This is a genomic window from Parabacteroides caeci, from assembly GCF_023656795.1.
GTDB lineage: Bacteria > Bacteroidota > Bacteroidia > Bacteroidales > Tannerellaceae > Parabacteroides > Parabacteroides segnis.
The window spans coordinates 1-1,355 of record NZ_JAMOKT010000149.1 but is presented as its reverse complement, the minus strand read 5'-3'; the positions used below and the strand labels follow the sequence as shown (position 1 = coordinate 1,355).

Genomic DNA, 1,355 nt, shown 5'->3' with positions numbered 1-1,355 from the left:
CAATGTCATCAATTTAAGGTTCATAGTGCTCTTTTGTAATTAGTTAGAGTATAGTTTTTACAATTGGGCCTTCCTTTCCTTGCTCGTGGAAACTTTCTTCCCGGTCTGATGGGCACCAAATGCTTTTCAAATAGATGTTGCAACTCCATGAGTACAGAGTTTGTATTTCGAAAAAGAAATAGTTTCACAACTCCGTACTTCATGGATGCCCAGCTTATATTTTTGTTAACCTTATATTTGTATATTCTTGTTTTGCAAACTTGTTCAATATAAGGTTCACATTGTTTCTCAATCAGACTCTGCAAATTGAATAAAAACAGATTGGCCGCAAAGTCCTGTCTTATACAGATATCCCGTATGCCACTGAACTGACCTAGCTGGAGTTCTTCCTTGACATATCCATAGAACGTTTCGATTCCCCAGCGCATAAAATAAACTTTTTTAAGGTCTGCTATTGTATATAAAGAAGAATCATACAGGTTAGTGGCCAGAACTTCAACTTCTCCTGTGTCAAGCATTACTTTTACATAACGGATTTTTAACGGAGTTGTTTGGGATATCCAGATACCCATTTGCTTCAATTTAGCCAATGATTTATAGGAGGGATAAATGTCTACAGTTATATCCGATAAATCCGATTCAATAAATGCCTTAACTGTTCTATTGGCATTACTTGGAACCCTCATGACAAAATGAGTCTGCCTGTTTATCAGACAATACATGAGCCAATAACTAGGATAGCCCCTGTCGAAAAGCAAAAGAGATGGGCTTAACTCCAATCCTTCCAACACATCCAAAACGACTTTCTCTTCCGATTCGGCATAAGGCTGAAACAGACCTTTTATAGCTAGATGATTCATAACATCGTATAACACACATATGCGGGCAGCGGGATTACTTTGCCCCAGGCGGCTACCCGGACATCCGAACTTTTCTCTTAGTTCTTTCGAATTGGGTAGTGGGGTTGTACTTCCATCAATAGACCATAATAGCATCCCTTTCCATTTCTTGGATACATCAGCATTATAGCCATAGAAACTTTTCACTAGAAGGGCGTTCCAATCTTCTAAAAATGAAGGTTTCAACTTGCCGCGCTGCGCGCTAAATGCCTGCTTGGTACAACTCTCCCTGCCCATATGACCGAAAAAATCCTGTAATTCAACACTCAGACTACGTTTGAGTGAATGAAGAATCAATAAGGATAATGTCTTAAAATCCAGTTTTCGGTTACGAGTGAAATCCTTTGGATTCAAACTATATATATTTCTTTTTGACTGCATTTGTGATGTTTCTTCCAAAAAATTCTTTAACTCACTTATTATTTTTATATTTGAATCTGCCATTGGTTGTATCAT

1 protein-coding gene is annotated in these 1,355 nt (G+C 37.9%); it reads right to left on the bottom strand.

The genetic code is table 11. From position 1 onward, the window contains the following. Nucleotides 1-20 precede the first annotated feature (20 nt). A partial coding sequence (locus tag NBH15_RS29125) for an IS4 family transposase (protein WP_250824216.1) occupies nt 21-1,355 on the bottom strand: 1,335 nt, incomplete at its 5' end.